Raw genomic sequence first — 17,943 nt, 5'->3', positions numbered from 1 at the left:
GGGGAGGAACCGCCGTCCGATGGGCGGGCCCTCCCCCGGGGAGCACCCGCCGTCCGATGGGCGGGCCCTCCCCCGGGGAGCACCCCTCCGTCAACGCCCGGCCATGCGCCGCCCGGCGGCGTCCTGAACCTCCTGCGCCGGGTCCATCCGCAGGGTGAAGAGCGCACCGGCCACGGCCCGTGAACCGTCCGGTCCCACCCCGCTCCCGGAGACGGTCCCCCCAGGGGTGCCGCCGTGGAACCGGACGCCGCCCCCGCTCCCGGCCACCGGGCGCCAGGCGATCCCAGGGCCGTAACGGACCCCGGGGGCCGCGAGGCCCGCGCATCTGCTGATCACCGGGCCTCCCCGGCGCGGCCGCAGGCCAGGTCGGCGGCGGGGAGCGTGCCGTCCCGCAGGTAGCCGACGACGGCCCGGTCGGCGCAGGGATCGGGGGTGAGACCGCTCAGCGCCCGCCCGAACACCCCGTGCGCCCGGATGTCCGACGTCACCAGGCGCGAACCGGTCAGACGGCGGTGCAGGGCCAGCGCCCCCTCGTACGGGACGTTGTTGTCGAGCCGGGCCTGGAGCATCAGCACGGGCACGCCGTTGCCGACCGCCGTCGCCGGTTCGCGGGACGTGTGCGTCCAGAACGCACATGGCGCGGTCATGCCGTTGACGAGAGGACCGAAGACGGGCAGGTCCACCCGGCTGCGCTCCATGTTGCGCCAGTACGTCTCCGGATTCTTCGGCCAGCCCCCGGCGGGCCAGCCGCTGTCCCCGCACATGAAGAGCGCCCCGCCCAGCATGCTGTCCGCCAGTTCGGGGGAGGCCAGCAGCTCCAGCATGGCGGCGAGTTCCGGGCCGGGCTCGACCGGCCGGCCCGCGGCGGCGCCGGCCAGGTCGCGCACCGTGGAGGCGAGCGCGGGGTCGTACTCCTCGTGCTGGATGAGCTGCCGCAGCACCAGGCGCAGCAACGGTGCGTCGAGGCGGACGCCGGAGACGACGACCGGGCGCCGCTCGGCCCCGTCGAGCAGCTCCTGGACACTCGCGCGGACACGGGCGGGCGTGCTGCCGAGACGGTAGGCCGCGTCGTGCCGGGCGGCCCACCCGGCCCAGGAGTCCAGTGCCTCTTCCAGGGGCCTGCCGGCCCGCTGGAACAGCTCGTACTGGGTGGCGGCCGGGTCCGTGGACGAGTCGAGGACGATCCGGCCGGCCCGGCGGGGGAACATCTGGGTGTAGACGGCGCCCAGGTCGGCGCCGTACGAGACGCCGTAGTACGAGAGCCTGGACTCGCCCAGCGCCGCGCGGATCGCGTCCATGTCACGGGCGACGTTCCGGGACGTGGCGTGCGGCAGGAGCCGGGCGTTGTCCCCGTGGTCCCGGCAGCGGCGCGCGGTGTCGCGGGCGTCGCGCACCGACCGGTCGAAGTCCGCGCGGGGGGTCGTCGTGGGCCCGGGGGCGGGCTTCGAAGCCGCCGGGGCGCAGACGACGGGCGTGGACTCGCCGAGGAAGCGCGGGTCGAAGCCGATCAGGTCGTAACGGTCCGCCGCGTCCTTCAGCGCGGACCGCAGCCCCAGCGTGTGGGAGAGGCCCGTGCCGCCGGGGCCGCCCGGGTTGGACAGCAGGATGCCCCGGCGCTTCCCGGGCGCCCCCGTCGCGGCGACCCGTGAGACGGCGATCCGGATCGTCGGGCCGCCGGGGTCGGCGTAGTCGAGCGGCACGGTCACCTCCGTACAGCGCGCGCCCGCGGCACGCAGCTCCTCCTGCTGCGGCGAACAGGACTTCCAGACGAGCGGCTGGCGCGACGGCCCGGCGGAGACGGACGACGGGACGGGTAAGGCGGACGCGGGCACGGCACCCACGAGCAGGCAGACCAGGCCGAGACCTGTGGTGACCGGACGGACGACGCGCATCGTGCTCCTCGGATCGGGCGGGAGGTACCCACAGGACGCTAAGGACCCGCACGCCCCGGGAACATCGGGCCACCCGGCCGAAGGGAGCTGGGGGCAGCCCCCGCACCCCGCCCGGGCCTGTCCCCGGACCGGGCCCGCTCGCGGCTCCTGCCGGACGGGCGGCCCGGGGGCCGGACAGGGGAGGGGACCACCGGGCACCCCAGGGCTACATCACCTTGCGTACGCGCCGCACCACGCAAGGTGACAGGGCCGGTGCCGTAAACCGCCGCCACCCCTCCGCACCGCACTGACCACGGGAAACGTGGGTGAAAGGCGCCTCGAACCCCTGGTATTGTTTTCCATGTCGCCGCGGGGAACACCGCGAACGGCAGACACCTTGTCCGGGTGGCGGAATGGCAGACGCGCTAGCTTGAGGTGCTAGTGCCCTTTATCGGGCGTGGGGGTTCAAGTCCCCCCTCGGACACCAGTGAAGACCCCAGTTCACCTGGGGTTTTCTGCTTTTCTGGGCAGTGGCGTGACCAGCCGCGTGATCAGGTAGGCCGCGCTGACAGCGCCACCGTGCTTCTGATCCTGGGTGAGGGCGGAGAGCGCAGCAGCCACAAGCTGAGGGACGCTGTGGAGCGTGGCATCCCGTGCATGGACGTGCGGAAGCCGGGCCGCTTCAAGTCGGGCCGTTCTCTCGGGAAGGTTCGTTGGTGGCGACCTGCTTCCCACGCCACCTCTGTGTCCCGCTGCTGAGTGATCCGGTGCTTCGTATACCGCAGGATCGAACAGGGCATCGTGGTGTGCTCTCCTCATCGGGTGTGGACAGCGGTCGGGCAGGCCAGGTCCGGTGCGGCTCGGTTCGGGGAGCACGTCACCAGGGCTACGGACAGAAATGCGGGTCTCAACAGGTAGAAGCCGTGGGACACGTCTCCACCCCGGCCCACCCGTTCGACAGCGGAGCAGACCAGCAGTGCCAGCCGCGTACTGTCGCGGTCCGACTCGGAGGAGAACCGGGGTGCGTACTCAGCCAGTTGTTGCCCGAGCCATTCCGCCGCTTCCTCCGGCTCCTCCCAGGTGCCGCGCACGAGCTTCGCGGGCTTGATCAGCCAGTGGGCCGTTTCCAGTGGTGGCAGGTCCACGGTCGGGAACTCCGCCTTCACTTCCCTGTACCGCTGGATCGGATCCGGCTTGTCGGCCGGTGGCGGATCAGGGTGCGGAGGCCGCCTCAGTGCCTCGTCATCGAACCGTTGCTTGGAGCCGGTCCACAGGTAGCCGTGGTGGTGCAACTGTCGTCCCGTTCAGAGCAGGAGGAAGAGGAGCGCCCAACCGGCCCTGCCTCTCGGGGGTGAGCCAGGGCCGGGGGCGCCAGAGACGGCCGTCAGGCAGACAGGCCGAAGCGGGCCGGGTCGATTCCGGCCGCGTCCAGTTCCTTGGTGGTGAAGCGCAACGGCTCCGCACCGGGCCGCTTGCTGTCGCCCAACGCCCACGCGTCGGGGCCGATCTTCGCCAGCGTGGCGCAGGACTCGCCGTCGGGGTGTGTGTTGCCCCCGCACGCCTTGAGGAACGTGGCGCCGTCGATGGGCAGGCTGTACAGGTCGGTTCCGGGCATGGGTGTGCCTTCCTGTGAGATCAGTGACGGGGGCAGACTCAGAGCTGGTACTGATCCGACTTCGACACGGATACGACGCCCGGGCCAAGAGCCGGTGCGCTCTTCCGAAAGATCTCGTGCAGTATCGGCCTGGCGTTGTCGCGCATCGCGTTGGTCGGGTTGTCGGCCAGTAAGGCGGCCTCAGACGGGAGCAGAATCATTTCCGTGTCTGCCATATGCCGACCGTCCTTCGTCAGCCGCATGGGGACGCGAATTTTCCCCTCATCGCCCCGGCATGCCGGACGGCTCGGGATCGGGTCCATCCGCCAACTCTGCGGGGCCTTCTGGCGGTCCTTCTTCGGTTCGGTCGGCATGAGTACATCCTCGGGCCGCCGACGGGGGACCTCCAGCTCTATGCGCGTTGTCGAATAAAGATCATCGACGGCAGTACGCCGCCCAGGCCGCTAGCTGCTCCCTAGCTTGTTCTCCGAAGAGTGCGTGTTCCTCATATTGGCTGAAGCGGCGAATCAAATCATGCACATCGCGACTGTCACGGAATGCGATGGCTCCAAGGTCAAGTTCAGCGGTCGCAAGCGCCTCATCGTAGATCGTGAACGTGTTCAAGGCCCCGGACGTGAATTGAACTCCCCTGGGGATCACGCCGAGTCGAACGTTCGGCTGGTGAGTCAAAGACGCCAGGCGATCAATCTGTATCGCTAGTTCATCAGGCGGGATGAGCGGGTACCTGACGGCCTGCTCGGTCAGAATGAATGTGAAGTGCTTGGATCGGTCGAACAGCACTCGTTGCCTGTCCAGCTTCATGGCAACAGCTTTAGCTTGCTGCTCCGGAGGAGCCTGGGCGAGGCTGGCACTGACGTACTCAGGTGTGGCCAAGAGCCCCGTGACCATCGAAAGCAAGAAGTACCGAAACGTACTTGATGACGCTTCGAGGCCGGCTAGCTGTACCTGCTTCTTGTCGATCCCCTTCCTTCGGAGAGCTCTACCGCCCTGCCATTCGGTCTGAGCGATCCTGGCCAAGGCCATAACCTCAGCAGCTATAGCAGGAGAAGATTCAAGGCCCCGGAGGAGTTGTTCAACGTCCAGTAGTGACGGGCGAGATTTGTTGCCCTCGATCCGGCTGATCTTGGATTGGCTCATATTGCAACGCGCAGCAAGCCGGACCCCTGAGAGCCCGGCTTGTTTGCGTAGCTGCTTGAGCATGGCCGCTAGTTCACGACCCGACTGGTCTAGCTGGTCAGGTTCGATGGCCACCGGTTCACGTACTCCCTGAACGGCACCGACTCCGCCAGCGCAATTCTCTGGTACTCGACGTACGGTGCGGGATCTCCCTCGTACAGTTCCCGGCCGATCTGTGTCCCGTTCTCCTCATAGTTCATGAGGACGACTTCAGACCGATCGAAAAGCCAGAAGTCCTGAACCCCTTCGAGAGGGTTGGGCCGGTCTGTCACATCGAGGATGCGGATGTCGTCTCCGGCCGCTTCGTGCACGTCGTAATACATGAACTCAAACCGCAGATAGTCCGTCAGAGGCCGGGTGACGATGTGGACACGCCCCTTGGACCTTCCCGCCGCCCGGATTCTCCGTAGGCCCTCCGTATATCCGGAGGAATAGCCCTGTGGGTCGATCCGGTGCCCGGCAAGGAAGTCCCGGATATCTCCGTCCTCGCTCGGGACTCGGTACCACGGAAGCGTTTCGAGCCTCCATGCTTCCTGCTCAAAGCCTTGGACCTTGGCGGTCCAGTCCTCACCATCCAAGAGCACGTACGGCCTCCTTCAGCACGCTCTCAGGGATACGGACGAGGGCTTCCCCGGCCGGAGGCTGGAAGGTGGCGTCGGTGTCCCCCTGCACCACGATGGAGCCGTCAGCAGCCCGGTACACGTTCGGGCAGTCGTCGTTGTTGCAGTTGCCGTTCCCGTTGCCGGTAAGCCGGGACAGTTCCTCACGAGCCATGGCTACGAACCCCCTGCTGCGGGCCCTTTGCGGGCCGGTCGTCACGACCGTACGAGCGGGGCGGGTGTGTCGTCCATGCAGGAACGCGACTATGCGCGTCATTGCATAAAGTCCTGGCCGGGGCGGCGAGCAGGAGGCATGGGAGCGTCACCGGGCCTGGGGTGAAGGAAGGCTGGCCACATGACCGACGCATGACCGGCAGCGGCACGACACCCTGGGTGTGCGTGACCGGTCCGAAGCGACAGGACGGGGCTCATGAGGTAGATCCTCCCCGGCCGGAAGAGTCGGGGCCGGCGCCCGGGCGCCCGGGCCGAGCCCTCCCTCGGACACCGGCGAAGGTCCCGGCCGGTCCGGGCCTTCTGCGGGGTGCGGACGTGTACCGACAGCCGGCCGATGACCGCCGGCCGGTCAGGCGGTGCCGGTGTCCGCCGTGTGGCACGACGGCGCGGTCAGTCCGGCGACGAGGAACGCGATCACCGTCCCCGTGTGCGGAAACGGTGACGGCTCCGCGGGCATCTTGACCAGCGGACGGCCGTAGGACTCCATCACCAGGCCGAAGGCGAGCCGGCAGCGCTCGGTGACCTCCTGGGGTGACAGCTCCGGCAGCGCCCGCCCGAGGAGCACCTCGAAGGGCGCCGGGGCGAAGAGGGGGGAGACGTTGAGGACCTGGCCCGTGGGCAGGGCCGTGCGGGCCAGTAGGTGGCAGAGCACCCGGCCGTCGCGGGTGGTGACGAGTTCGGCGAACGGCTCGACGAGGGCGGCCACCAGGTCGCGTACGCAAAGGTCCTGGCCGGCCGGCCCCGACAGGGCTTGCAGCCGTCCGCTCCACATCGGCCGCAGCTCCCGCTCCAGCAGCGCCGACACCAGCCCCTCGCGTGAACCGAAGTGGTAGTGGACCGCCCCCGGGTTCAGCCCGGCCGCCGTGTTGACCGAGCGCAGGGAGACCTGGTCGGCCCCCTTCTCCAGGAACAGCCGCTTGGCTGCGTCGAGGAGGCGGTCGCGGGTGGGGGCCTCTGGCTGGCTCATGCGTTCCATTTCATCACAGGCGCAGACGTCACTGACGTTGTCCAATCATTGATTGAATTATGATGGGTTCCATCGGATCGATGCGGGCCGTCACCGCGGCCCGCCGAAGGAGAGCTGTATGAGTACCTACGCCGTCACCGGTTCCGCCTCGGGCATGGGCGCCGCGAGCGCCGAACGGCTGCGCGCCGCGGGCCACCGGGTCATCGGGGTGGACCTGCGGGACGCCGACGTGATCGCCGACCTCGGGACCGGGGACGGCCGCCGGCACGCGGTCCAGGAGGTGCTCCGCCTCTGTGACGGCACCCTGGACGGGGTGGCCGCGGTCGCGGGCGTCGGCCCGAACATGCCGAGCGCCTCCGCGGTCGCGTCGATCAACTACTTCGGGCCCGTGGCCCTGCTGGAGGGGCTGCGCCCCGCCCTGGAACGCTCCGGGGCGGGCCGCGCCGTCGTGATCAGTTCGAACTCGGCCTCGACCGTCCCGCTGACCGACGACACCCTGCTGGAACTGCTGCTGGACGGCGAGGAGGAAGCCGCCCGCGACCACGCCGCGGCGGCGCAGAGCGCCCTGCCCGCGGCGCTCGTGAAGTCCGCCCCCAGCATCTCCGCCTACGCGACGTCGAAGCTGGCCCTCGCCCGCTGGGTCCGCCGTACCGCGGTGACCCCGGAGTGGGGGCGCCGCGGCGTCCTCCTCAACGCGATCGCGCCCGGCGCGGTGATCACCCCGCTGATGACCGGGTCCACCGACGTGACGGCCACTCCCGACCCCGACTCCTTCCCGACGCCGATGCCCCTGGGGATCTTCGGGCAGCCCGAGGACATCGCGTTCTGGGTCGAGCAGTTCCTGCGCCCCGAGGCCCGCTTCACCACCGGCGCGATCCTCTACGTCGACGGCGGCACCGACGCCGCGATGCGCACGGACGCCCAGCCCGCCCCCATGCCGCGCTGACCCCGCGCCGCGGTGCCCACACCGGTGGGCACCGCGCCCGCGCGCCGGGCGGGCGCGCCCTCGCGCAGCGCCCCGCCGCCCGGCCCCCGCCCCGCCGAGTGCCGCTTCCGCGGGGCTTCCTGACCGGTGATCACGCACTCCGGGGTGAGCGGAGGGATCGCCCCGTGCCCGACGGTTGTCGCACACGTCCGTTGCCCCGATGATGGGGTGGCACGTCGCCGCGGACGGGAGGGCGAGTTGACGGACCCCTGGGCGGCTCCGGCAGCCGACGCGGACCCCGGCGCCCGGCTCGGCCGGCTGCACCGCGCACATGAGGCGTTCACCTCCGGCGGACGGCTGGACGCACCGGTGCGCCCGGTGGTGGGCCAGTCGTGGCGGCGCTCCGCCAGGGCGCGGGTCAGCCCGGACGGCACGGCGCCGGTCGACCTCCGTGCGGACGAGCTCGGACCGTACCGGGACACCCACCCGCTGGCCCGTGTCATGCCGACGGTCCGCGAGCTCATGGGCCCCTACGCCATGGACGGCGGACACCTGCTCGCGGTCTGCGACGCGCACGGCAGGCTGCTCTGGGTGGAGGGGCACGCGCGGGCCCGGAGGCGCGCGGAACGGATGAACTTCGTGGAGGGCGCCCGCTGGGCCGAGACGGAGGCCGGGACGAACGCGCCCGGCACGGCGCTCGCCGTCGGCCGCCCGGTCCAGGTGTTCGCGGCCGAGCACTTCCTCCGGCCGGTCCAGCAGTGGACGTGCGCGGCCGCCCCGCTGCACGACCCGCACACGGGCCGGGTCCTGGGCGCGGTCGACATCACCGGCGGGAACGAGCTCGCCCATCCGCACAGCCTGGCGTTCGTACAGGCCGTGGCACGCGCCGCCGAGTCCCAGCTCGCGCTCCTCGCGCCGCGGCCGGACGACGGGGCGGCACGGCTCTGCGCGCTCGGCCGTGACGAGGCGCTCCTGACCCTGGGCGGGCGCAGGATCCGGCTCAGCAGGCGCCACAGCGAGATCCTGGTGGCGCTGGCCCTCCACCCGGAGGGCCTCGGCGGTGACGGACTGCTGATCGAGCTGTACGAGGACGAGTCCGCCCACCCGGTGACCCTGCGCGCCGAACTCACGCGGCTGCGGCGGCTCCTGGGGCCCGGACTGCTGTGCTCGCGCCCGTACCGGCTGGGCGTACCGCTCGACACCGACTTCGACACCGTCACACGCAGGCTGGAGTCCGGTTCGGTGGCGGCGGCGCTCGGCGCGTACGCGGGCCCCCTGCTGCCGCGTTCGCAGGCGCCGGCGGCCGTCCGGCTCCGGCACCGGATCGCGGGGCAGCTGCGGGCCGCGCTGATCGCACGGGGCGATCCGGGTCTGCTCGCCGACTGGGCGTACAGCCCGTGGGGGGCGGAGGACCTCCCCGTCTGGCGGGCGCTCGCCGCGGCGGCACCCCCGGAGCGGCGGGCGGCCCTGCTGGCCAGGGTGCGGGGGCTCGACGCGGAGCAGCGCGCATAGCCCCGCGGGAACGACCGGCCGGTGCAACGGAGTTGCAACGTCCCGCTGTCTAGCCTCGCGTCGAGGGCCGTCCGACGGCGGACGGCACCGGAGCAGGGAGGCCACAGAGTTGACCCGCTACGCCGCGCCGGGTACCGAGGGCGCCATCGTCTCGTACGAGTCCCGTTACGACCACTGGATCGGCGGCGCCTACGTCCCGCCGGCCCGCGGCCGGTACTTCGAGAACCCGAGCCCTGTCGACGGCCGCCCCTTCACGGAGATCGCCCGCGGCACCGAGGAGGACGTCGAGCGCGCCCTGGACGCGGCCCATGCGGCCGCTCCCGCCTGGGGGGCGGTGTCCGCGGGTGACCGTGCGACCGTACTGAACCGGATCGCCGACCGGATGGAAGAGCATCTGGAGGAGCTGGCGGTCGCGGAGAGCTGGGAGAACGGCAAGCCGGTGCGCGAGACGCTGGCCGCCGACATCCCGCTGGCCATCGACCACTTCCGGTACTTCGCGGGTGCGCTGCGCGCTCAGGAGGGCTCGCTCAGCGAGATCGACGACGACACCGTCGCGTACCACTTCCACGAACCCCTGGGGGTGGTGGCCCAGATCATCCCGTGGAACTTCCCCCTCCTGATGGCGGTCTGGAAGCTCGCCCCCGCGCTGGCCGCCGGGAACGCGGTGGTCCTCAAGCCGGCCGAGCAGACCCCCGCGTCGATCCACGTGTGGATGAGCCTGGTCGCGGACCTGCTTCCCCCCGGGGTCGTCAACATCCTCAACGGCTTCGGCACGGAGGCGGGCAGGCCACTGGCCTCCAGCCCGCGGGTCGCGAAGATCGCCTTCACCGGCGAGACCACGACGGGGCGCCTGATCATGCGGTACGCCTCGGAGAACCTCAAGCCCGTCACGCTGGAGCTGGGCGGCAAGTCGCCCAACCTCTTCTTCGACGACGTATGGGCGCTGGACGACGACTTCCGCGACAAGGCGCTGGAGGGCTTCACCATGTTCGCCCTCAACCAGGGCGAGGTCTGCACGTGCCCGTCACGGGCGCTGATCCAGCGCGGGCACTACAACGAGTTCCTGGAAGCGGGCATCGCCCGTACCGAACAGATCGTGCCCGGACACCCGTTGGACACCGAGACGATGATCGGCGCCCAGGCGTCCGAGGAACAGCTGAAGAAGATCCTCTCGTACCTGGAGATCGGTCAGCAGGAGGGCGCGAAGATCCTCACCGGGGGCCAGCGGATCGAGCACGGGGGCGACCTGGCGGGCGGTTACTACGTCCAGCCGACGGTCTTCGAGGGCGACAACCGGATGCGGATCTTCCAGGAGGAGATCTTCGGGCCCGTGGTCGCGGTGACGTCCTTCTCGGACTTCGACGAAGGCATCAGGACGGCGAACGACACGCTGTACGGGCTCGGCGCGGGCGTATGGACCCGGGACGCCAACACCGCCTACCGGGCGGGCCGGGCCATCAAGGCGGGCCGGGTCTGGACGAACTGCTACCACGCCTACCCGGCCCACGCCGCGTTCGGCGGGTACAAGCAGTCGGGTATCGGCAGGGAGAACCACAAGATGATGCTGGAGCACTACCAGCAGACGAAGAACCTCCTGGTGTCGTACTCGCCGAAGAAGCTCGGCTTCTTCTGACGGATGAAGCGGAAGGGCGCCCGGCCCGCGGAAACGCGGGCCGGGCGCCCTTCCGCGTCCCGCCTTCGGGCCGGGCGGGGACCGGGGCGGCGGCGAGGGCCCGGACGTACCCCGCGCGGCCGGCGGGGTGATCAGCGGCTGTCGGCCAGTTCCGTTCCGGTGCCTTTCGAAGGCCCGTCCGCCGCCACGGACGAGTAGTACGAGCCGACGGCCGGCTGGCCCGTGTAGTTCGGGCCGGCGGCGGGGTCGGCGCCCAGGTAGCGGAACGGCAGCCGCACCTCACGGGCACCGCGGAGGCTCAGCCGGTGGTGCCGGGCGCTGTACCGGAACCCCGCCGCGCGCAACGCCCTCACAGCGGCGCGCCCGGCCGGTGCGCCGTCGGGGCCGCGCACCGAGTCCGGGTCGAAGTGCGCGAGCAGCAGGCCGCCGGGGGCCAGCCAGGAGGCGGCCCGGGAGAGCAGGCCGAGCTGGTCCCCGACGTAGTGCAGCCCGTGGACACAGGTGATCAGGTCGTACGTACGGTCCGGTGCCCAGCGCGTGACGGAGGCGACGACGAGTTCCGGCGCGGGCGGTCCCGGCACGGCGCCGAGCGGTCCCACGAGGTCCACGCCGGTGAGCACCGCGCCCGCCGGCAGGGCGGACGCCGCCTCGCACAGCGCGCGGCCCTCGCCGCTGCACAGGTCGAGCCAGGACGGGGCCGGGGAGAGCCCGGCCAGGTGGCGGAGCGGATCCAGGCCGAGTTCACGGGCGTAACTGTTCACGCCGTTCAGGCCCCGCTCGCGGTTCATCGTGTTGTTGGCGACCACGGCGAGCCGTTCCAGATCGGCTGCCGGGACCAGCTCGGACATCGTCATCCGGTCATTGTCCTCCGGGCGGGTGCCGGGCGGGCTCCGGGTGGGCTCCGGGTGGGAGGGGCGGACGGGCACCGGCCGGAAGAGGCGGCCGGGAAGGGGCCGGGCGCCGGGCGGGAGGAACCTGGGCGGCCGACCGGAAGAGGCGGCCGGGAAGGGGCCGGGCGTCGGGCGAGAGGGGCCGGGCGTCGGTCGGGAGGGGCGGGCCGGAAGTCCCTCCCGCCCGGTCTCCGTCCCCCCGGCCCCTCGGGCGGCGCGATCGTCACGATCCGGTCTCGGCCCCGCCCCAGGGGGTTGTTTTCCGCCATGTAATCGATTCCAATCGTCCGTGTAATCGATTCCACGGCTGGTTCCGCTGGTCTCGACGACATACCGAAACCACAAGGAGGTGGTCCGGAAATGGCGAGCATCAAGGATGTCGCGGCCCGGGCGGGAGTCTCTGTCGCCACGGTCTCCCGCGTCCTGAACAGCCATCCCTCCGTCAGCCCGGACGCGCGCGGACGGGTGCTCGCCGCCGTCGAGGCCCTCGGCTACCGGCCCAACGCCGTGGCCCGTTCGCTGCGCACCGACCAGACGCGCACGCTCGGCCTGGTCATCAGCGACGTGCTCAACCCGTACTTCACCGCGCTGGCCCGTTCCGTCGAGGAGGAGGCCCGGGCGCTCGGGTACAGCGTGATCATCGGGAACGCGGACGAGCGGCCCGAGCAGCAGGACCACCATGTACGGACCCTGCTGGACCGCCGGATCGACGGACTGCTCGTCTCACCCGCGGACGGGGACTCCCCGCTCCTGCGCGACGTCGCCCGTAGCGGTACCCCGATGGTCTTCGTGGACCGCTGGATGCCGGGCGTCGACGTGCCCGTCGTACGCGCCGACGGGCACCGGGCCGTGCGGGACCTGGTCGCGCACCTCCACGCGCTGGGTCACCGCAGGCTCGCCATCATCGCCGGGCCCGCCGCCACCACCACCGGTGACGAACGCGTCGGGGCGTTCCGCGACGCGATGCGCGCCCATGGACTGGCCCTGCCCGACGCCTACATCGGCCAGGGCGACTTCCAGGCCGACAGCGGGCGCCGCGCCACCGAGCACTTCCTGGCCCTGCCCGAACCGCCCGAGGTCGTGTTCGCCGCCGACAACCTGATGGCGCTCGGCGCACTCGACGCCATCCGCGCGCACGGCCTCAGGGTCCCCGAGGACATCGGGATCGCCGCCTTCGACGACATCCCGTGGTTCCTGCACACCGCCCCGCCGATCACCGCGATCGCCCAGCCGACCGGCGAACTCGGCCGGGCCGCCGTGCGCGCGCTCGTCGACATCGTCGAGGGCCGCCCCCCGCAGTCCGTCACCCTGCCCGCCCGGCTCGTCATCCGCAGTTCCTGCGGTGAAACCGGTGAAACCGGCGAAACCCGTGAAGCCGGCGTAACCGTCGAGGGTGACGGGCGCACGTCCACACCGAGGAGCAACGCGTGAGCGAGTCAGTGGAGTTGCTGCGCATCGAAGGCGTACGCAAGACCTTCCCCGGCGTCGTCGCCCTGGACAGCGTCGACTTCGACCTGCGCGCCGGCGAGGTGCATGTGCTGCTCGGCGAGAACGGGGCCGGCAAGAGCACCCTCATCAAGATGCTCTCCGGCGCCTACCGGCCCGACAGCGGCAGGATCTTCGCCCGGGGCGAAGAGGTCCGCATCCACGGGGCCGAGGACGCCGAGAAGCTCAAGATCGCCACGATCTACCAGGAGTTCAACCTGGTACCCGATCTGACGGTCGCCGAGAACATCTTCCTGGGCCGTCAGCCGCGCCGCTTCGGCATGATCGACCGGCGGCGGATGGACGCCGACGCCGAAGTGCTGCTCGAACGTGTCGGCCTGAGCGTCCCGCCCCGCACCCGGGTGCGTGAACTCGGCATCGCCAGGCTCCAGATGGTCGAGATCGCGAAGGCCCTGAGCCTGGACGCCCGCGTCCTGATCATGGACGAGCCGACCGCCGTGCTGACCTCCGAGGAGGTCGAGAAGCTGTTCCGTATCGTGCGGCAGCTGCGCGAGGACGGCGTCGGGATCGTCTTCATCACCCACCACCTGGACGAGATCGCCGCCCTCGGCGACCGCGTCACCGTGATCCGCGACGGCCGCAGCGTCGGCCAGGTGCCCGCCTCCACCCCGGAGGCAGAGCTCGTCCAGCTGATGGTGGGCCGCAGCATCGACCAGCAGTACCCGCGTGAACGCCCGGAGACCGGCGAGCCGTTGCTGTCGGTGCGCGGCCTCACCCGGCACGGCGTGTTCCACGACATCAGCTTCGACGTGCACGCCGGAGAGGTCGTCGGCCTCGCCGGACTCGTCGGCGCCGGCCGCACCGAGGTGGCCCGGGCCGTGTTCGGCGCGGACCCGTACGACACGGGCACCGTCGAGGTGCGCGGCGAACGGCTCGGCAGGCACGACGTGACCGCGGCGATGGGGGCGGGCCTCGGCCTCGTCCCCGAGGACCGCAAGGGCCAGGGGCTGGTCCTCGACGCCTCCGTCCAGGAGAACCTCGGCCTGGTCACCCTGCGCTCGGCCACCCGTTCCGGGATCGTCGACCTCAAGGGGCAGCGCACCGCCGCCGCCCGGATCGCCGAACAGCTCGGCGTGCGCATGGCGGGCCTCGGCCAGCACGTGCGCACGCTCTCCGGCGGCAACCAGCAGAAGGTCGTCATCGGCAAGTGGCTGCTCGCCGACACCCGGGTGCTGATCCTGGACGAACCCACCCGGGGCATCGACGTCGGCGCCAAGGTCGAGATCTACCAGCTCGTCAACGAGCTGACCGCCTCCGGCCACGCGGTGCTGATGATCTCCAGCGACCTGCCCGAGGTCCTCGGCATGAGCGACCGGGTCCTGGTCATGGCACAGGGCCGGATCGCCGGTGAACTCCCGGCCGACGAGGCCACCCAGGACACCGTGATGGCCCTCGCCGTCAGCAACGTGTCCGCCCCCACCCCCACAGACGACGCAGAGACCGGCAAGGAGGGCCCCCGTGGCCACTGACACGCATACGGGCAAGACAGGCGCGGCGGGCGCCGGCGCGGCGCACACCCTGCGCCGGCTGCTGCTCGACAACGGAGCCCTCAGCGCCCTGGTCGTCCTGCTGGTGGCGATGTCGCTGCTGTCCGCGGACTTCCTCACCACCCAGAACCTGCTGAACGTCGGCGTCCAGGCGGCCGTGACCGCCATCCTCGCGTTCGGCGTCACCTTCGTCATCGTCGCCGCCGGCATCGACCTCTCCGTCGGCTCGGTCGCGGCACTGTCGGCGACGGTCTGCGCCTGGTCCGCGACCTCGGCGGGCGTACCCGTCTGGCTGGCGGTCGTCCTCGCGGTGGCCACCGGCATCGCCTGCGGCTTCGTCAACGGCGCCCTCGTCGCGTACGGGAAGCTGCCGCCGTTCATCGCGACACTGGCCATGCTCTCGGTCGCCCGCGGCCTGTCCCTGGTGATCTCCCAGGGCAGCCCGATCCCCTTCCCCGACTCCGTCTCCGTGCTCGGTGACACGCTCGGCGGCTGGCTGCCCGTCCCCGTCCTCGTCATGATCGCGATGGGGCTGCTGACCGCGCTGATCCTGGGCCGCACCTACATCGGCCGCTCCATGTACGCCATCGGCGGCAACGAGGAGGCGGCCCGGCTCTCCGGACTGCGGGTCAAGAAGCAGAAGCTGGCCATCTACGCCCTGTCCGGCCTGTTCGCCGCCGTCGCGGGCATCGTCCTCGCCTCCCGTCTCGTCTCCGCGCAGCCGCAGGCCGCACAGGGCTACGAGCTCGACGCGATCGCCGCCGTCGTCATCGGCGGTGCCAGCCTCGCCGGCGGCGTCGGCAAGGCGTCCGGCACCCTCATCGGCGCGCTGATCCTCGCCGTGCTCCGCAACGGGCTCAACCTCCTGTCGGTCTCCGCGTTCTGGCAGCAGGTCGTCATCGGTGTCGTCATCGCGCTGGCCGTGCTGCTGGACACGGTGCGCCGCAAGGCCGGATCCACCCCGGCGAGCGGGGCCCCGGCGGCCCCGGGAGCTCCCGGATCAGGGCGCAAGGGCGCCCTGAAGGCCGGCATCGCGGTGGTCTGTGTGGCCGCCGTCGTGGCGGCGGTGTCCTTCTTCAACTCCGGTTCCTCCGGCACCACCACCAAGGTGGGCATGTCGCTCTCCACCCTGAACAACCCGTTCTTCGTGCAGATGAAGGCCGGTGCCCAGGCGGAGGCCGAGAAGGCCGGGATCGACCTCACCGTCACCGACGCCCAGAACGACGCCTCCCAGCAGGCCAACCAGCTCCAGAACTTCACCAGCTCCGGAGCGACCTCGATCATCGTCAATCCGGTGGACTCCGACGCGGTCGGTCCCGGCGTCCGCAGCGCCAACAAGGCCGGCATCCCCGTGATCGCCGCGGACCGGGGCGTCAACAAGGCCGATACCGCCACCCTCGTCGCCTCCGACAACGTGGCCGGCGGCAAGCTGGCCGCGAAGGCGCTGGCCGAGAAGCTCGGCGGCAAGGGCGGCATCGTCGTCCTCCAGGGCACCGCGGGCACCTCCGCCAGCCGGGAACGCGGCGCGGGCTTCGCCGAAGGCATCAAGGCGTACCCGGGCATCGAGGTCGTCGCCACCCAGCCGGCCGACTTCGACCGCACCAAGGGCCTGGACGTCATGACCAACCTCCTCCAGTCCCACCCCGGCATCACCGGCGTCTTCGCGGAGAACGACGAGATGGCGCTCGGCGCGGCCAAGGCCCTGGGGTCCAAGGCCGGGAAGTCCGTCCAGGTCGTCGGCTTCGACGGCACCCCGGACGGGCTGAAGGCCGTCGAGGCGGGCACCCTCTACGCGTCCGTCGCCCAGCAGCCGAAGGAACTGGGCAGGATCGCCGTGCAGAACGCGGTCAAGGCCGCCGACGGCGAGAAGGTCGCCGGTACGGTGAAGGTCCCGGTCAAGGTCGTCACCAGGGAGAACGTCGCCGACTTCTCCTGACCCCGCCCGGGCCGCCGGCCCCACCCGGCGGCCCCCGGGCCCGGACCCCACTCCGGGCCCGGACCGAACCCCGCACCCGGCCCAGGGCCCGAACGGCCCCAGGGCCCGAACAGCCCCGGGGTTCCGAACGGCCCCAGCGCTCCGAACCCGCCCCCCCTCCCGGGAAGAGGGCGGCCCGCCCGCCCCACGGAAGGCAGCACAGCACCATGCACGAGGACCCCGCGCCCCTCCCGTACGACCTGCTGGTCGTCGGCTCGGCCAACGCCGACCTGGTCGTCGGCGTCGAACGCCGCCCCGCACCGGGGGAGACGGTGCTCGGCTCCGACCTCGTCGTCCACCCCGGAGGCAAGGGGGCCAACCAGGCCGTGGCCGCCGCCCGCCTCGGGGCCCGCACGGCCCTGCTGGCCCGGGTCGGCGACGACGCCCACGGCCGTCTGCTGCTGGACTCGCAGCGTGAGGCGGGCGTCGACACCGGCGGGATCCTCGTCGGCGGGGCGCCCACCGGCGTCGCCCTGATCACCGTCGATCCCTCGGGCGACAACAGCATCGTGGTCTCCCCGGGGGCGAACGCCCGGCTGACCCCCGAGGACATCCGGGCGGCGGCCCCGCTGTTCGCCGCCGCCCGGGTGGTGTCGGTGCAACTGGAGATCCCCCTCGCCACGGTCGCCGAGACGGCCCGCGTCCTCGCCCCCGGCACCCGGCTCGTCCTCAACCCGTCCCCGCCCGCCCCGCTGCCCGACGGGGTGCTCGCGGCCTGCGACCCGCTGGTCGTCAACGAACACGAGGCCCGCTCCATCCTGGGTGAGGCGGCGGGCCCCGCCCCGCAGGACTGGGCGGCGGCCCTGCTCGCCCAGGGCCCGCGCTCGGTGGTCGTCACCCTGGGCGCGGAGGGCGCGCTGGTCGCGGACAGCCGTACCGGCGGCCACGTACGCGTACCGAGCCCGAAGGTCCACGCCGTGGACACCACCGGGGCGGGCGACGCCTTCACCGCCGCCCTGGCCTGGCGCCTCGGCCTGGGTGAACCACTCGCCGAGGCCACCGCGTTCGCCGTACGGGTGGGGGCCGCGGCCGTGACGCGGGAAGGCGCGCAGGCGTCGTTCCCCACCGCCGGAGAGGTCGCCGCACCGTGAAGAAGGCCGGGATCCTCAACCGCCACCTCGCCGGGGCGCTGGCCGAACTGGGCCACGGGGACGAGGTGCTGGTCTGCGACGCGGGGATGCCCGTCCCGCCGGGCCCGCGCGTCGTCGACCTGGCCTTCCGGGCCGGCGTCCCCGCGTTCGCCGAGGTGCTCGACGGGCTGCTGGACGAACTGGTGGTGGAGGGCGCCACGGCCGCGGAGGAGGTACGGGAGGCCAACCCGGAGACCGCCGCGCTGCTCGCGGCCCGCCTCGACGGCCTGACCCATGTCACCCACGAGGAACTGAAGCGGCGCACCTCTCACGCCCGGCTGGTGGTACGGACCGGTGAGGCCCGGCCCTACGCGAACGTGCTGCTGCGCTGCGGGGTCTTCTTCTGAGCGTGGCGCCCTCCGCCCGGGGCCACGCCCGGGTCTCCTCCCAGGCCCCGACAGGGTCTCCTCCCCGCCCCCGCCC

At 71.7% G+C, this 17,943-nt stretch carries 18 protein-coding genes and 1 tRNA gene; 9 read left to right on the top strand and 10 right to left on the bottom strand.

Annotated features, from left to right (window positions below):
- Positions 1–90 precede the first annotated feature (90 nt).
- Positions 91–336: a hypothetical protein gene (locus CP967_RS03575; protein ID WP_190175165.1), complete on the bottom strand. Its 246-nt coding sequence runs from the start codon at positions 334–336 to the stop codon at positions 91–93.
- The gene (locus tag CP967_RS03570) at positions 333–1,892 is read right to left on the bottom strand and encodes an alpha/beta hydrolase (protein ID WP_150486522.1); all 1,560 of its coding nucleotides are present in this window, start codon (positions 1,890–1,892) and stop codon (positions 333–335) included. Before CP967_RS03570 ends, CP967_RS03575 begins: the two co-directional genes overlap by 4 nt.
- Positions 1,893–2,270: 378 nt before the next feature.
- Between CP967_RS03570 and CP967_RS03565 the strand changes: the two genes are divergently transcribed.
- Positions 2,271–2,358: transfer RNA gene (locus tag CP967_RS03565), tRNA-Leu, on the top strand.
- Between the two features lie 328 nt (positions 2,359–2,686).
- On the opposite strand, the gene CP967_RS03555 is transcribed toward CP967_RS03565, so the two are convergent.
- The 7 genes from CP967_RS03555 to CP967_RS03525 all read right to left on the bottom strand — a co-directional run bounded on the left by CP967_RS03555 (position 2,687) and on the right by CP967_RS03525 (position 6,462).
- Complete coding sequence (locus tag CP967_RS03555) at positions 2,687–3,163, bottom strand: hypothetical protein (protein WP_150486521.1); 477 nt, start codon at positions 3,161–3,163, stop codon at positions 2,687–2,689.
- Between the two features lie 92 nt (positions 3,164–3,255).
- Complete coding sequence (locus CP967_RS03550) at positions 3,256–3,486, bottom strand: DUF397 domain-containing protein (RefSeq protein WP_150486520.1); 231 nt, start codon at positions 3,484–3,486, stop codon at positions 3,256–3,258.
- 38 nt (positions 3,487–3,524) lie between these two features.
- Positions 3,525–3,839, bottom strand: a complete 315-nt coding sequence (locus CP967_RS03545) for a hypothetical protein (RefSeq protein WP_150486519.1) — start codon at positions 3,837–3,839, stop codon at positions 3,525–3,527.
- Between the two features lie 61 nt (positions 3,840–3,900).
- Positions 3,901–4,737 (bottom strand): Scr1 family TA system antitoxin-like transcriptional regulator, encoded by an 837-nt coding sequence (locus CP967_RS03540; protein ID WP_150486518.1) that lies wholly within the window; start codon positions 4,735–4,737, stop codon positions 3,901–3,903.
- Positions 4,713–5,246, bottom strand: a complete 534-nt coding sequence (locus CP967_RS03535; RefSeq protein WP_150486517.1) for a DUF6879 family protein — start codon at positions 5,244–5,246, stop codon at positions 4,713–4,715. The genes CP967_RS03540 and CP967_RS03535 overlap by 25 nt, the downstream gene beginning before the upstream one ends.
- Positions 5,230–5,436, bottom strand: coding sequence for a hypothetical protein (locus tag CP967_RS03530; protein ID WP_150486516.1), 207 nt, complete (start codon positions 5,434–5,436; stop codon positions 5,230–5,232). Before CP967_RS03530 ends, CP967_RS03535 begins: the two co-directional genes overlap by 17 nt.
- Positions 5,437–5,844: 408 nt before the next feature.
- Positions 5,845–6,462 (bottom strand): TetR/AcrR family transcriptional regulator, encoded by a 618-nt coding sequence (locus CP967_RS03525; protein WP_150486515.1) that lies wholly within the window; start codon positions 6,460–6,462, stop codon positions 5,845–5,847.
- A gap of 118 nt (positions 6,463–6,580) precedes the next feature.
- Here CP967_RS03525 and CP967_RS03520 point away from each other — a divergent pair, with 118 nt between their 5' ends.
- From CP967_RS03520 to exaC, 3 genes are all read left to right on the top strand, one after another.
- Complete coding sequence (locus CP967_RS03520; protein WP_150486514.1) at positions 6,581–7,408, top strand: SDR family oxidoreductase; 828 nt, start codon at positions 6,581–6,583, stop codon at positions 7,406–7,408.
- A 237-nt stretch (positions 7,409–7,645) separates the two neighbouring features.
- Entirely contained in the window at positions 7,646–8,899 is a 1,254-nt protein-coding gene (locus CP967_RS03515) for a GAF domain-containing protein (protein ID WP_150486513.1), read from the top strand.
- A gap of 109 nt (positions 8,900–9,008) precedes the next feature.
- Positions 9,009–10,532, top strand: coding sequence for an acetaldehyde dehydrogenase ExaC (exaC, locus tag CP967_RS03510; protein ID WP_150486512.1), 1,524 nt, complete (start codon positions 9,009–9,011; stop codon positions 10,530–10,532).
- A gap of 131 nt (positions 10,533–10,663) precedes the next feature.
- Here exaC and CP967_RS03505 read toward each other — a convergent pair whose 3' ends face one another.
- Positions 10,664–11,386, bottom strand: a complete 723-nt coding sequence (locus CP967_RS03505; protein ID WP_150486511.1) for a class I SAM-dependent methyltransferase — start codon at positions 11,384–11,386, stop codon at positions 10,664–10,666.
- Positions 11,387–11,782: 396 nt separating this feature from the next.
- On the opposite strand from CP967_RS03505, the gene CP967_RS03500 reads away from it, so the two are divergent.
- The 5 genes from CP967_RS03500 to rbsD all read left to right on the top strand — a co-directional run bounded on the left by CP967_RS03500 (position 11,783) and on the right by rbsD (position 17,867).
- Positions 11,783–12,853, top strand: a complete 1,071-nt coding sequence (locus CP967_RS03500; RefSeq protein ID WP_229888523.1) for a LacI family DNA-binding transcriptional regulator — start codon at positions 11,783–11,785, stop codon at positions 12,851–12,853.
- The gene (locus CP967_RS03495) at positions 12,850–14,397 is read left to right on the top strand and encodes a sugar ABC transporter ATP-binding protein (RefSeq protein ID WP_150486510.1); all 1,548 of its coding nucleotides are present in this window, start codon (positions 12,850–12,852) and stop codon (positions 14,395–14,397) included. The genes CP967_RS03500 and CP967_RS03495 overlap by 4 nt, the downstream gene beginning before the upstream one ends.
- Entirely contained in the window at positions 14,387–16,351 is a 1,965-nt protein-coding gene (locus CP967_RS03490) for an ABC transporter permease/substrate-binding protein (protein ID WP_150486509.1), read from the top strand. Before CP967_RS03495 ends, CP967_RS03490 begins: the two co-directional genes overlap by 11 nt.
- 206 nt (positions 16,352–16,557) lie before the next feature.
- Entirely contained in the window at positions 16,558–17,481 is a 924-nt protein-coding gene (locus tag CP967_RS03485; protein ID WP_150486508.1) for a ribokinase, read from the top strand.
- Entirely contained in the window at positions 17,478–17,867 is a 390-nt protein-coding gene (gene rbsD, locus CP967_RS03480) for a D-ribose pyranase (protein WP_150486507.1), read from the top strand. The genes CP967_RS03485 and rbsD overlap by 4 nt, the downstream gene beginning before the upstream one ends.
- Positions 17,868–17,943: the final 76 nt, after the last annotated feature.

Source organism: Streptomyces nitrosporeus, assembly GCF_008704555.1.
GTDB classification, from domain to species: Bacteria; Actinomycetota; Actinomycetes; order Streptomycetales; family Streptomycetaceae; genus Streptomyces; species Streptomyces nitrosporeus.
This window is presented reverse-complemented; position numbering and strand designations above follow the sequence as displayed.

Bases quoted from the DNA above. Each gene is read 5' to 3' on its own strand.
- CP967_RS03570 (WP_150486522.1), bottom strand. From the start codon at position 1,892: ATGCGCGTCGTCCGTCCGGTCACCACAGGTCTCGGCCTGGTCTGCCTG.
- CP967_RS03505 (WP_150486511.1), bottom strand. From the start codon at position 11,386: ATGACGATGTCCGAGCTGGTCCCGGCAGCCGATCTGGAACGGCTCGCC.
- CP967_RS03485 (WP_150486508.1), top strand. From the start codon at position 16,558: ATGCACGAGGACCCCGCGCCCCTCCCGTACGACCTGCTGGTCGTCGGC.
- CP967_RS03525 (WP_150486515.1), bottom strand. From the start codon at position 6,462: ATGAGCCAGCCAGAGGCCCCCACCCGCGACCGCCTCCTCGACGCAGCC.
- CP967_RS03520 (WP_150486514.1), top strand. From the start codon at position 6,581: ATGAGTACCTACGCCGTCACCGGTTCCGCCTCGGGCATGGGCGCCGCG.
- CP967_RS03500 (WP_229888523.1), top strand. From the start codon at position 11,783: ATGGCGAGCATCAAGGATGTCGCGGCCCGGGCGGGAGTCTCTGTCGCC.
- CP967_RS03545 (WP_150486519.1), bottom strand. From the start codon at position 3,839: ATGCCGACCGAACCGAAGAAGGACCGCCAGAAGGCCCCGCAGAGTTGG.
- CP967_RS03550 (WP_150486520.1), bottom strand. From the start codon at position 3,486: ATGCCCGGAACCGACCTGTACAGCCTGCCCATCGACGGCGCCACGTTC.
- CP967_RS03530 (WP_150486516.1), bottom strand. From the start codon at position 5,436: ATGGCTCGTGAGGAACTGTCCCGGCTTACCGGCAACGGGAACGGCAAC.